The following is a 12,930-nucleotide window of genomic DNA, read 5'->3' as shown; positions in this document are numbered from 1 at the left end:
TTTACCATTGATATATCAAATTTTCTGTTCTGCAACAGTCCCTTTTTGTTTCATACTTTTATATAATGTCAATTAATTATTTCTTCAGCAAACTTATTATCTTAAAGTTGATTGTGAGTCTAATTTCGCTACACAATCTTCGTCGTCCAATTCTCTACGTTCCAAACATCAGTCACCCAATCTTCATAAAATTCAGGCTCATGGCAAACTAATAGTACAGAGCCCTTGAATTCTTTGATTGCTCTTTTGAGTTCATCCTTTGCATCTACATCTAAGTGGTTTGTAGGCTCGTCGAGAATCAAGCAATTAACATCCTTGAGCATAAGCTTGCATAGACGTACTTTTGCATTTTCACCACCACTAAGCACCATCATCTGGCTGGTAATATGCTCAGTAGTCAAACCACATTTAGCAAGAGCCCCTCTTACCTCTGCATTAGTCATTCCGGGGTAGTCGTTCCAAACCTCTTCTAGTGCTGTTTTGGTATTGTATCGCTCACCTTCCTGTTCAAAATAGCCGGGATATAAATAGTCATCCAAAATAACCTCTCCTGCAAATGGCTTTTGAATTCCCAGCAGGGTTTTAAGCAAGGTTGACTTACCTAATCCGTTAACACCTTTTATAGCTACCTTTTGCCCACGCTCCAATGCTATGTTCAAAGGACCTGTTAGGGCAGATTCGTATCCGATAATAAGGTTATTGGTTTTAAATATATATCTTCCTGGTGCACGTGCTTCTCTGAACTTAAATATTGGCTTAGCCTTTTCTTGCACTTTGTTGATAATTTCCATTTTGTCAAGCTTCTTTTGCCTGCTCTTAGCCATATTTGCAGTAGCTGCTCTGGCTTTGTTTCTGGCCACAAACTCTTCCAGCTTTTCAATTTCCTTTTGCTGCTTTTCATATGCCTGCTGAATTTGCTGCTTTGAAAGCTGGTACATCCTTTGAAATTCATCATAATTTCCTGCATATCTTGTCAGCACAGCATTTTCCACATGGTAAATTACATTAACAACATCATTTAAAAAAGGAATGTCATGTGAAACTAAAATAAAAGCATTTTCATAGTTCTTTAAATAATTTTTCAGCCATACAATATGGTTTTCATCAAGAAAGTTTGTAGGTTCGTCCAATATCAATATCATTGGACTTTGAAGCAAAAGCTTTGTAAGTAATACCTTTGTCCTCTGTCCTCCGCTCAAATTAGAAACGTCAGTATCTAGACCAATATCACCTAACCCCAAACCATTTGCAACTTCCTCTATTTTTGAATCTATAATGTAAAAGCCGCTAATCTCTAGTTCACTTTGAATTTCACCAACATCCTCCATCATTGCGGCTAATTCACTCTCTGTGGCATCTCCCATTTTTTCATATATAGAAAGCATTTCCTGTTCAAGGTCAAACATATGCTGGAAAGCCTCTCTCAAGGTTTCACGAATTGTTTTGCCTGGAGTTAAAACAGTATGCTGATCCAAATATCCGGTTGTTATTCTGTTGCACCATTCCACCTTGCCTTCATCTGGCATCAGTTTTCCGGTAATTATATTTAAAAATGTTGATTTTCCCTCTCCGTTTGCTCCTACAAGCCCAACATGCTCACCCTTAAGTAATCTGAATGAGGCGTTATCTAATATAGTTCTAGCACCAAAACCATGACTTACGTTTTCTACAGTTAATATACTCAACTTCATTTCCTCCGACTTTAAAATCAATATTACTACGTATAGGTTCAAACTAAAAATTTTACGATTTTAGAAGAATTTATACAACGTCAAAAACCAAATGTAATTTTTGTAGTTCAAAAATGAACCTTGTTCATACATACTTTTTTCGAACAATTACATAAGCGGCATTTCATCGAGGCTGGAGATATTTTCACGTCTTATAGCAAAAACCATACTGCGGGGCGCGTAGTAATAGTAGTACGGCCGTCGCATATATTCACGTCTTATAGCAAAACCATACCCACCATTTATAGTTGTGGGAGAGATTTTTATAGCCTCGATATAATTATACTAATAAATAAATTATAGTAAAGAAAAATTGTATAAAACACAGTATTAAATAAATGTTTGTAGTTGGATAATGCAGGTGAATTGTCAGTTCTGTGAAGAATGGATGGGAATTCTGATGTTGCTTTTGTCTTATCTTCCACATGCTGGACCATCAGCATCAAAAATAAAAGCTTATAATTCTGGATGTCATGATATAGTAGACCTTTTAAATGAAAAGTCAAATAATTTTCCCGTGTTAATAAGAAGGTGCAACATTTTCTTGGCCAAAATTGCTATTCCTGCACAACGTCTACATTGAATTTGTGAAAGTTGATTAAACATTCAGAGCGAGTAAAAAATTTAAATGAGCAAGAACATTTTAATTTATTATATTTATTTTATTCCTCACAAAGAAATTTTTGGAAAAGGTTACATTTTTGTTACTTTTAAATTGGCTAGAAGTTATATAATATCTTGTGAAAGTAATATTGTTTTTTTGGAACTATACATTTTAAATTGCGTCTAAATTTTTGATAAACTTTTTTTTACAAGGAGGTTAAATATTTGGGTAGTTTGATTGAACTTAAAGGAGTAAGAAAGGTATACAGGGTAGGCAACGAAAAAGTTGTTGCTCTGCAAAATATCGACCTTACTATCCAAAAGGGTGAAATATGTTGTCTCTTAGGAACTTCAGGCTCCGGCAAATCCACTCTTTTAAACCTTTTGGCTGGTCTTGAGAAACCCACCAGAGGTGAAATAATCATTAAAGATATACATATCGAAAAGCTTAATGAGCAGAAGCTTGTTTTGTTCCGCCAAAAATATATTGGTTTTGTTTTTCAGTCTTATAATCTACTGCCTAGCTTGACAGCTCTAGAAAATGTCGGCTTACCTTTAGCTTTCAAAGGCATACCCCGCAAAATAAGAGATAAGAAAGCTCAGCAAATGCTAAAAGCCGTCGGGCTCACCTCCCACAACAACAGAAAGCCATCCCAAATGAGTGGCGGTCAGCAGCAAAGAGTAGGTATTGCAAGGGCCTTCGTGGGAAATCCTCAAATTATTTTTGCAGACGAGCCCACTGGAAATCTAGATTCAAAAACAACCACTGATGTTATGAATCTCATTACAGGAATGGCAAGAAAGAACTCTCAAACCTTGATAATAGTTACGCATGACGTTAGTATCGCAAGTTATGCGGATAAAGTAATTCATATTCTCGATGGAAACATTGAAAAAATAGTAACTCAAACCCCGTCGGCTAATGTACTGGCGGAAGAAATACAATAATTTGATTTATCAACATAAATGCAAATTATTCAAACACCGCACATAAAATCTATTGGTACATTAAAATTATCAATGGTTTATTGCCAAAATAATTGCTAGAGTCATAAATGATTCATACAATTATTTTGAAGCCAGCTTTTGATTGAAAGTAGAGCAATTCTCAATATCATCATTGGCCTATTGTGCAAAGTTTGATTAAATTTAGTATAAAATTTTTATTTAGTCCAGAAAGGCTTTGGAGGTTAATACATATGAAAACTTTAAAGAAAATAGCAGCTATTAGTTTAATTTTTTTAATTTTATTATCACAATTATTTACAGTGACAGTACCAGTAACTGCCGCGCAAGAGGTAGATCTTGTAGGCTATTTCGTTAATAAGGCCACCATTAAACAAGGTGATACTTTTACTATGTCTTTTAAAGTAAAACATAGTGCCGATGCTTCGAATATATACATAGAAATTGATAGCAGTTCCTTTTCAATGAAAAATTCCAATCCATATTTTATTCCTGTAGATGAAGTTGTCGACGATTCTACAGTTATGACCAAGGGAAACGATTTCAGATATAATGGTGGTTCAAATAGACTCCAGGTAACTATTCAATACACAACACCTTCAGGAACTAAATCAATAACGGATTCTATCAATATATCTGAAGCTATAATTGAGGATAGAGATACTAATGACAATCCTCCAGCAGATACAGCAAAATATGCGCCTAAGATTCAAATAGTAGAGAATTCAGCCATACCCTCCGGAAAAGCTGGCGCTGAAATAACATATACTCTTCCGCTGAAAAACAACAGTTTATATTATGCAAGAAATATTGTGGTTTCTCCAGTGTTAGACGACTCTACGCCAATTACAATTGAAGCAATGAATCCATCTCAGACGATAGACTCTCTGCAGGCCAAAGAAAGCAAGAACGTTAAATTCACCTTTAAAATATCCAATGGCGCAACGCCTAAAACCTATCCAATAAAGTTTAACCTACAGTACTATAATTCTGCAGGAGATTATTTTAGCAATACGGAAACAGGTTATTTAAAAACCTTAGAAGGCAGCCAACTTCCAAGGCTAGATTTAAAAGCAGTCTCAACCAATCCTTCACCTGTTATCCCTGGAAAGAATTTTAAGCTAGATATAACTCTTGAAAATAACGGTGCTTTATCAGCAAAAAATATAAAAGTAACCTTACTTGGATTAAAAAATGACGGTGCTAGTATAATCGGCAATACAAACAAAAAAACTCAGTCACTTATTTATTCTGGTAGTTCGGCTGTATTTTCATTTGATCTGTTTGCTTCCTCCAAAATTGAAACAGGAGCAAACAGCCTTAAAGTAAAAGTTGATTATTTGGATAATTCAGGCTCAGAATATTCCGACGAGATAGAGTTTTTTTATAACGTAGTATCGGAAAATTCAAATACTAACATAGAAATAAAGAACATTGTATCACCTGAAAGCACTCTTTCACCTGGTGACAATGCACCAATATCTTTTGATATAGCAAATACAGGTTCAGCTGACGCTCGTAATATAAAAGTTACAATATCAGCCGACAAGGAATTGATACCAAGAACTCAAAATACAATATTAATTCCTCTGCTAAAAAAAGGCGAGTCAAAGAATGTACTATTTCAGCTTTACGTTTCAGATGAAGCAACATCAAAGAATTATGCCGTTTCACTGAATGTTGAATATGATGCCACTGTTGACGGAACTGTGAACAAACAAGCAGTCATGCAGTATGTTGGACTGAATATTGAAAATTCCACTGGTAAATCCGTTCCAAGACTCATTATTGACAAGTACAGTGTTAATCCAGAAATTGTTAATGCAGGACAGCCCTTTACGTTGAATCTATCAATAATGAATACCAGCAAAGCTTCCAACATTAGTAATGTAAAAGTGACCCTTTCCTCCGATGATGGAACCTTTACAACTGTTAATTCAAACTCCTTTTACATTGACAGCATTGCCCCTAAAGGAACGGTTCAAAAACAGGTCAGCTTCACTTCAAAATCAGATGCTGCTCCAAAGCAGTATATGATTAGTATAAATTATGAGTATGAGGATGAAAAAGGAAATCCTTATTCGACTAAGGACGTTGTAGGAGTTTCCCTTCAACAGACACCACGTTTGGTAGTGGGAGACCTCAACTTCCCTCCAGAAGCCTTTTTAGGTTCTCCAATGCCCATTAATGTAAGCTTCTATAATATGGGTAAATCAACATTATATAATTTGCTTGTAAAACTGGAAGGTGATTTCAGAGTTGAGGGAACGAGCTATTATGTTGGTAATTTTGAACCCGGAAAAACCGATTCCTTTGATGGTGTAGTTATTCCAGAAGCAGCAGGCCCTGTGAATGGTTTCCTTGTTTTTTCCTTTGAAGATGCTGATGGAAACAAGCAGGAGGTAAAAAAAGAGATATCTTTTAATGCCATAGAAATGCCTATGGAAGCTCCTATTGATAGTGAAGGAATGTTTCCTCCAGAGGAAACAGATAAAAAAATTCCACTATGGGCTTTTATTGCTGGAGGGGCAGTTCTCCTTGTAATAATAGTTATTACTGTATTATTTGTTCGTAAGAAAATAAAAGCTAGAAAGGAATTTATGATAGATGAGGAGCTTTGATATATTTTTAATGGGTTTAAAGAATCTATTCAGAAGAAAAACAAGAACCATTCTAACCGTTCTTGGCGTAGTCATAGGAACTGCAGCCATTGTTGTCATGGTTTCTCTTGGAATCGGTATGAATGAGAGTTTTGAAGCCCAATTAAAGCAAATGGGTAACCTTAATATAATTAATGTTACCAAATACAGAAATACTCCCGATAACTCTAGCGGTCCACCTAAGGAAATAGTTCTTGATGATGCTGCAATTGCAAAAATAAGCAAAATTGAAGGCATTCGAGGAGTAACTCCAGTTATTGAAGGAAGCATGAAGCTTATCTCAGGTAAGTATATGGCCTATGTTCAAGTTATGGGAATTGACGTGAAATCAATGCCAGATTTTGATTATCCAGTTGCCCAAGGCCGTTTACTTCAAGAAGGAGATACTGACAAAATAGTAGTGGGAGCTTATATCCCTCAATATTTTTACAATCCAAAGAACTACTATGGTTCAATAGACGGAAAACCACTTGTTGATGTGATGACAGATAAAATAGAGGCAACCTTCGACATGAGTTACGGAGAAAAACATCAGCAGGGCACAGGAGGTTCTGACACTTCCGCAAAAGCTCCTAAGCTCTACAAATTGAAACCTGTAGGTATCCTAGAAATAACAAATGATTGGCAAAAAGATGGTTACATTTTCATGGATTATCTCAATCTTCAAAAGCTGATGAAAGATGCTTCCAAAGGTCAAGGCGGGCAAAATATGATGTTTGATATTAGCAGTACCAGCAAAGGCTATGAACGCCTAATGGTTATGGTAGATAAAATCAAGGATGTTGACCGAATTCAGGCAGAAATTGATGATATGGGCTATGGAACTAACAGCCTTGCAGATATACGCAAGTCCATGCAAAAGCAGTCTCAGACTGTTCAGCTGGTGCTTGGGGCCATTGGAGCCATATCCCTAATCATTTCTGCCCTTGGTATAACAAATACTATGATTATGTCTATATATGAAAGAACTCGTGAGATAGGCGTAATGAAGGTTTTAGGCTGTAAAATGAAAAATATAAGGCAACTGTTTCTGTTAGAGGCTGGTATCATCGGATTATTAGGAGGGTGTATAGGTGTTATTTTGAGTTATCTTACTTCCTATGCAATAAACACCATTGGCAGAAGCTACTTAAATTCCGGAAGGGGCGGTATGTTCGGTATTGGAATGGGTATGGGCGATGCTGAAAGCAGAATATCCTCGATACCTCCTTGGCTGGCACTTCTCTCCATTGCTTTTGCTATTCTAATCGGACTTATTTCTGGCTTTTCACCTGCTAGAAGAGCTATGAAACTCAGTGCGCTGGAGGCAATTAAGACTGAGTAGTTTTACAGTATTTTAATATAAAAAGCAAGCATCTAGCTATCTGAAAAATGAATCACATAACAAAGTTAGACTTTAATAGCGAGACAGTTTTGACTGCCTCGCTATTTTAGTTGTTCATTATAATATTATTCTACTATTATGCAATTTATTTAAACTACTAAAAAGACCTCATAAATAATTTTAACAAAGAAAGCACGAAAAGCTTTACAACCACTACGGTGTAACTCTTTTCGTGCTAATGTACGAAACTTAACAAAAATTATTTAGTTTTAAAGAACAACTTAATTTAATTCTGTAAGCTACAAATTTATTTTGTTTCCTCGTTATTTACTTCGTTAGTTACTTCCCCTGCTTTATTATTACCGCTTTTTTTCAATAAATCTAATACATTTAATCCAGTAATTGCTTCAACACTCTCTGGAAGCTGAGAAATTATATCAGTTACATATCCTGTAACCTTTGCTGCGCCTTTTGCTTCTCCACCATTGGCATTGTCAACAATAACAATTTTCTCAGTTTTAGCAAGCGGGCTAGCTATTGCACTTGCAATGTCAGGAAGTTTTTCAATAATCATTTGAGTAACGGCTGCATCATTGTAAAGTTTGAAGGCTTCTGCTTTCTTAGCCATAGCTGATGCTTCAGCTTCACCTTTTGCTTTGATAATTTCTACCTCAGCCATACCTTCTGCTCTCTTTGCTTTTGCCTTAGCTTCACCTTCCATCTCAATAGCACGAGCTCTTGCCTCAGCAGCTGCAAACTCTCTATATTTATTTGCATCAGCAAGCTTTGTAGCTTGGTAATTGTCTGCATCAGCTTGCTTCTTAATAGTTGCTTCTAATTCCTTTTCTTTTCTGAGTGCTTCCTGCTCTGCAAGTTCAATTTCTTTCTGCTTCTTTGTTATTTCAACCTGCATTGCAGTCTCAGCAACTTCTTTTCTAACGATATTTGCTTGAATTTCGTAAGCAAGGTCTGCATCTGCCTTTGCAGTCTGTTGATCTTTGTTGTAGGATTGAACTTTAAGTTCCTTATTCTTAATTTCTTCTGCAATCTTTGTTTCAGACTGTATTCTAGCAGCTTCTCCTTCTCTGTTTGCTTCAGCAGTTCTTATTTTTGTTTCCTTTGTTGCTTCTGCCTCTGCAATCTGAGCGTCTCTCTTAACTTCCGCAATTCTAGGTTTTCCAAGTGCCTCTAAGTAACCATTCTTATCAGATATGTCTTTGATTGTTAATACCTTTAATTCAAGACCCATGCCTTGAAGTTCAGTTGCTGCAACACCTTGTACGTGTGATGCAAATGTCTCTCTATCCTTGTAAATCTCCTCAACAGTCATTTTTGATACAATTTCACGAAGCTTACCTTCCAGCACCTGTTGAGTTGTTTTTGAAATAACAGCCAACATATAGTCTAAGCCTTTTGATGTATTAAACTGCTCTGCCGCTGACAAAATAGATTCCTTATCAGACTTAACCTTAACAACAGCCACACCATCTGCAACAATTCCAACACCTTGAGAGGTAAGTGCACCGTCAATTCTAATGTCTATCTGCATATTTTCTAAAGATATGACATCAATTCTTTCAAGCATAGGTATGACAATGCCGCCTCCGCCAGTTATAACCCTTCTGCCTCTAAAACCTGTAACTACTAAAGCTTTGTCCTGCGGTACCTTCTTGTACATGTTAAATAAGCAAATTATTAAGATAAATAGTACCACAACAATAATAGCTGGTATTACGTAAATTGAATATTCACCCATCATTTCAAATTCTCCTTTTCGTATTTTTATTTTATTTTAACTTACAACTTAATTTATAAACGCTTTTTCTAGGGGATTTAAATACCAGATATCTCGCTTATGTAAAATATATTGTCTTCTATTTTACATATCACTACCTTTTGGCCTTGCTTAACAGCTTTACCCTCAATATGCTTTGAAGGTGCATTAAACCTTAACGAATTTACTGTGTAAGAAATAGTTCCAAAGCCATCCGCAAGAATATCTGTGGTAACCTCTGCAGCAGTTCCTATTAACATTTCTCTTGAAACATTCGAAGTATTCTCACTCCTGTAAATAGGTTTAGCTACAAAATTATATAACAATGATGAACAAAGTATTCCTGATACAGCTGCAAAAGCTAAAGTAGCAATACTATCCCACTTAAAGTAACTCTCCCCTAATATACCCATTCCACCAAAAACAGTTAAAAGGGATACTGCAACTATTGGATTTAATAATACTGCAAACCAGGATATTATATTCTGTGAAAATCCTGAACCTTCACCGACAGAATGTCCCTGTTGTCCATCAACACTTACAGCCTGGCTCCCATCAGCAGAACTTATTGTATGACCAGCATCTGCTTGAACATGCCCGCTATCTATATTTCCGTGATGTCCTCCTATGTCAGCTCCAAAATCACCATGAGAATGAAGCGCTCCTGTAATTCCATTAATAATCAATGAAATAACAGTATAAAATACACCTACTAAAAATACAACTACATAAAAATCAGACATGTCTTTACCTCCTTTCTGATAACCCTGTGAAAATGACTGTAATTACAAGTATTTAACACATGCACACATTATAATCTATCCTTAGACGTTCTACAAGAACTGCTTTGACTTGATTCTATTCTAATTATACCATAAATTGTTACTAAATTCACAAGAAATATTAGGTTATTACGTAAGTGCTATTATCTTCGATTATCTTCGTTTTTCGCCCTAGTCCATTTAGAATAAACAGTAGTCCACTTAGTATGAACATATATATTAAAAATATTAATAACTAGTTATTTTTCAATTACTAATAAATCTATAATAACTCTGTCATTAATAAAACTCACGAACAATTATTTTATATTATTTGTTTCAACTGAGTTTGATACATCAGCTTAATAAGACGTTTCAATATTTTATTATACGCTTGATTAAAAAGGGCAATTCAGTAATATCAATTGATAATTATAAACATTTAAAATATCAGCTGGTAACTTTGAATAATTTATAAAAATTCGCTTATTTACCTTAGCTTCAAATTATGATATTTAAACATACTTGTCAAACTTCACTATAAAAGAAAAGAAACAATATTCTGCCGCTAATAGACTAAAATATTAATTGACATAAATAAACCTCTATACTATTAACTATTGTATCATTGTACCCCGTTGCCTGTAAATAACTTGAATTCAAATCTTGCAATCCCAATTTAAATATCTCAATCCCAATTTTCAGCTATAAGAAATACAATTTAAGGAACTTAACTAAAATATACATTTAGATACTAGATGTAGTGAAAAATAACTGAATAAAAATAGAAGGAATAAAATATAAATAAAGGTTAGATATTTTTTATATTTATTTCTTAAATTAATAACAGCTTGTTTACCAATATTTTACATAAAAACCTTAACTAATTCACCGTATCTAACTATCATTAACTTGAAAGCATCCATATCATGTAACTAAAAAAGACCATGGACCAAAAATAGCCCATAGTCTTCAGTATTATACCGTTTATAAATAAGCAACTATATTTTAAAGTTTTTAATTAGATTTGATAATTCTTCAGACATATCTGCCATTGCTTTTGAAGAAGATACTATTTCCTCTGTTAAAGCTATTTGTTCTTCACTAGCAGCCGATACTCCTTCTGCATTAGAAGCAAACTCATGGCTTGTCTCATTTATCTCCTGCATTGTACGTTCAAAATCACTGCTGTTTTCAGTCATAATTTTAACACTATTAATAACATTTGATACTATATCCTTAAGTCGTTCAGCCTGTTCATTAATCACATTGAAAGTTTCACCGTTCTTTTGAATAGCTTTCACACTTGAGTTTACAGACTTCATGCTGTCATCCATCTTACTAACGGCTGTGTCAACACCGCTTCTTATTTCTACAATAAGCTTTGCTATCCTTCCACTAGCATCGGCAGACTCTTCAGCCAATTTCCTAATTTCATCAGCAACCACACTGAACCCTCTTCCTGCCTCACCTGCTCTTGCAGCCTCAATAGCTGCGTTCAATGCAAGTAAGTTTGTCTGTTCAGCTATGCCACTGATTAATTCAATAATCTGTCCTATTTGATTAGAAGTATTACCTAAATTCGAAATAACTCCGGAAACTCCTTCTGTATCAGCTTTTAGATTATTTATAGTTTCAATGGATTCAGCAGCAGTCTTAGCCCCTATAGCAATATCATCTATCATATGAACAGTAGTCTGTTGCATATTGTACGTATTATTATTAACTTCATTGATTTGGCTAATTAAATCTGTCAAGTTCGAAAGTGCCATCTCAATCTTTTTAGATTGATCTTCCGCACCTGAGGAAATTTCGAGGATTGTGTTAGCCACTTCCTCAGCGGCTTTTCCAACCTGTTCACCAGACTCGTACAATTCCTGTCCAGATATAGCCACCTCGCTCGATGTTATTGTTATCTGTGTTATTATTTCTTTTAAATTCTGAACCATAGTAGAAAAAGAATTTGCTAACCTACCAAGTTCATCCTTTCTATTAAGAGAATTTTCTATAGTATTTACTGTCAAATCTCTATTTGCCAATTGTTCTGCTTGGGCTACAGCTGCAAGTATCGGTTTGGTTATTTTTCTAGAAGAGAAATAAATAACAATTGATGCTAATAAAATACTTAGTAAAATAACCCCAATTAATACCAACCCCATATTCTTTATTAGCTTCGTGTAAGCTGAAACAGGCTTGTAGGATACTATATGCATTCCATATTTACTGCTGCTAGTGTAAGCAGCAATATATTCAATACCATCTAGTTTAAAGAAATCAATACCAGTTTCTTTAGATTTTATTGTATTATAAAAATCCTGCAATCCACTTTTTTCATCCTGAAAATTCAGAGTTAAAACAATATCTTTATCTATTGATGAAATTACAAGCCCTTCTGAATTCAAAATAAGTGTCTTGAAATCGCTGTTTGAATTACTATTAATAATATTTTCTGATAAACTGTTTAATTCTATAGCCATTGCCACTGAGCCTAGTTGTTTGTCATTGTTTTTTACAGGTGCTACAATAGTAATAACAGGCCGACCAGTAGTAGGTGATACTCTTGCTGCACGTACTAGTAAATCCGTAACGCTTCCCATGGCTTCATTTTCCCATCCAACAGATTTACCCCCTATGCCATCTGCTATATCAATATTCTTATACATTAAGAACACATTCTCAAAAAGACCTTTTGCCAGGTTAAAATTATACTCTAAATTATTTGAAATCTTCTGCAAGTCTCTGCTGCTTGGATTAGCAGAATTGGCAGAAGCCTCACTGAGAGTATCAACAATAAAAGGTTGCATTGCAATTGACTGAGCCTGCTTTTCAATGTTTGACAAGGCTACTTCAATTTGACTCCTCTTTTCAGCAACAATGTTCAATAAAGCATCACTTGCTGAGTTCTCCAAATACTTTTGTGAAATATAACCAGACGTAAAAAGACTTACCAGCATAGGTATTAGCATGCATAGAACAGATACCAAAAAAATCCTCCAACTTAATCCTCTAAATCTGCTATATCCCTTTTTTTTCATATGTTACCCCCTGTTTATTGAAGAATATTATATATTTTGTGCTTGCATTGCAACCTTGGATAGAGATTTTTATGTTC

At 34.9% G+C, this 12,930-nt stretch carries 8 protein-coding genes; 4 read left to right on the top strand and 4 right to left on the bottom strand.

Annotation, left to right across the window (positions count from 1 at the left end):
• Positions 1-128: 128 nt before the first annotated feature.
• The gene (locus EHE19_RS06935; protein WP_137696624.1) at positions 129-1,685 is read right to left on the bottom strand and encodes an ABC-F family ATP-binding cassette domain-containing protein; all 1,557 of its coding nucleotides are present in this window, start codon (positions 1,683-1,685) and stop codon (positions 129-131) included.
• Positions 1,686-2,130: 445 nt separating this feature from the next.
• Between EHE19_RS06935 and EHE19_RS06930 the strand changes: the two genes are divergently transcribed.
• From EHE19_RS06930 to EHE19_RS06915, 4 genes are all read left to right on the top strand, one after another.
• Entirely contained in the window at positions 2,131-2,313 is a 183-nt protein-coding gene (locus EHE19_RS06930; RefSeq protein WP_137696625.1) for a hypothetical protein, read from the top strand.
• A gap of 245 nt (positions 2,314-2,558) precedes the next feature.
• Positions 2,559-3,281: an ABC transporter ATP-binding protein gene (locus tag EHE19_RS06925; RefSeq protein WP_137696626.1), complete on the top strand. Its 723-nt coding sequence runs from the start codon at positions 2,559-2,561 to the stop codon at positions 3,279-3,281.
• 251 nt (positions 3,282-3,532) lie between these two features.
• Positions 3,533-5,920 (top strand): COG1361 S-layer family protein, encoded by a 2,388-nt coding sequence (locus tag EHE19_RS06920; protein ID WP_137696627.1) that lies wholly within the window; start codon positions 3,533-3,535, stop codon positions 5,918-5,920.
• Complete coding sequence (locus EHE19_RS06915) at positions 5,907-7,283, top strand: ABC transporter permease (RefSeq protein ID WP_137696628.1); 1,377 nt, start codon at positions 5,907-5,909, stop codon at positions 7,281-7,283. Before EHE19_RS06920 ends, EHE19_RS06915 begins: the two co-directional genes overlap by 14 nt.
• A gap of 307 nt (positions 7,284-7,590) precedes the next feature.
• Here EHE19_RS06915 and EHE19_RS06910 read toward each other — a convergent pair whose 3' ends face one another.
• From EHE19_RS06910 to EHE19_RS06900, 3 genes are all read right to left on the bottom strand, one after another.
• Positions 7,591-9,042, bottom strand: a complete 1,452-nt coding sequence (locus EHE19_RS06910) for a flotillin family protein (protein ID WP_425314299.1) — start codon at positions 9,040-9,042, stop codon at positions 7,591-7,593.
• 74 nt (positions 9,043-9,116) lie between these two features.
• On the bottom strand, positions 9,117-9,800 hold the full coding sequence (locus EHE19_RS06905; RefSeq protein WP_137696629.1) for an NfeD family protein: 684 nt from the start codon (positions 9,798-9,800) through the stop codon (positions 9,117-9,119).
• Positions 9,801-10,819: 1,019 nt separating this feature from the next.
• Complete coding sequence (locus tag EHE19_RS06900) at positions 10,820-12,853, bottom strand: methyl-accepting chemotaxis protein (RefSeq protein ID WP_137696630.1); 2,034 nt, start codon at positions 12,851-12,853, stop codon at positions 10,820-10,822.
• Positions 12,854-12,930: the final 77 nt, after the last annotated feature.

The organism is Ruminiclostridium herbifermentans (genome assembly GCF_005473905.2).
In the GTDB taxonomy this organism is placed as follows: Bacteria; Bacillota; Clostridia; order Acetivibrionales; family DSM-1351; genus Ruminiclostridium; species Ruminiclostridium herbifermentans.
Note: the sequence above shows the minus strand (reverse complement) of the source record. Positions and strands in the feature narration are given on the sequence as shown.

What these genes read in the sequence shown, in the direction of transcription:
- EHE19_RS06930 (WP_137696625.1), top strand. Translation starts at nt 2,131, where the DNA reads ATGTTGCTTTTGTCTTATCTTCCACATGCTGGACCATCAGCATCAAAA.
- EHE19_RS06920 (WP_137696627.1), top strand. Translation starts at nt 3,533, where the DNA reads ATGAAAACTTTAAAGAAAATAGCAGCTATTAGTTTAATTTTTTTAATT.
- EHE19_RS06915 (WP_137696628.1), top strand. Translation starts at nt 5,907, where the DNA reads ATGAGGAGCTTTGATATATTTTTAATGGGTTTAAAGAATCTATTCAGA.
- EHE19_RS06910 (WP_425314299.1), bottom strand. Translation starts at nt 9,042, where the DNA reads ATGATGGGTGAATATTCAATTTACGTAATACCAGCTATTATTGTTGTG.
- EHE19_RS06905 (WP_137696629.1), bottom strand. Translation starts at nt 9,800, where the DNA reads ATGTCTGATTTTTATGTAGTTGTATTTTTAGTAGGTGTATTTTATACT.
- EHE19_RS06900 (WP_137696630.1), bottom strand. Translation starts at nt 12,853, where the DNA reads ATGAAAAAAAAGGGATATAGCAGATTTAGAGGATTAAGTTGGAGGATT.